Below are 610 nucleotides of genomic sequence, written 5' to 3'. Positions count from 1 at the left end.
CAGCAGCCCCTGCGCCTGGGCCAGCAGCGCGGCGGCCTTCAGCTCGGAGATCTGCTTCTCGGCGGCCTTCAGCTTCGCCACGGTCTCGTTCACGCGCTCGGTGACCTGCCCGGAGGGCACCTTGAACATCGTGGACAGCTCGTTGACCAGGGCGCGCTCGGCGGCCCCGTGCTTGAACGCCTCCATGCCCACCAGCGCCTCGACGCGGCGGTTGCCCGAACCGACCGAGGCCTCCGAAAGCAGGGTCAGCTGCCCGATGGTAGCAGTGGAGCCCACGTGGGTGCCGCCGCACAGTTCGCGCGACCAGTCCCCGTTCATCTCCACCACGCGCACCTGGTTGCCGTACTTCTCCCCGAACAGCCCGATCGCGCCGCGGGCCTTGGCCTCGGACAGGGCCATCTCGTTGGTGATCACGTTGTGGTTGGCCAGGATCGCCAGGTTCACCACTTCCTCGATCTCCAGGCGGGCCTCGGCCGAAAGCTGCTCGGCCCAGGAGAAGTCAAAGCGCAGGTAGCCGGCCTTGTTGAATGACCCGGCCTGGGTGGCCTCCTGGCCCAGCAGCTGGCGCAGCGCGGCGTGCACCAGGTGGGTGGCCGAGTGGGCTGCTCCC

General features: G+C 69.0%; 1 pseudogene. It reads right to left on the bottom strand.

Annotated elements, in window-relative coordinates:
- Window positions 1-610, bottom strand: a pseudogene (locus JCM19049_RS16945) (alanine--tRNA ligase); the annotation flags it as partial.

The sequence above is a fragment of the Arthrobacter sp. JCM 19049 genome (assembly GCF_001310435.1).
The sequence above is the reverse complement of the archived record's forward strand: the minus strand, read 5'-3'. Positions and strand labels throughout refer to the sequence as shown.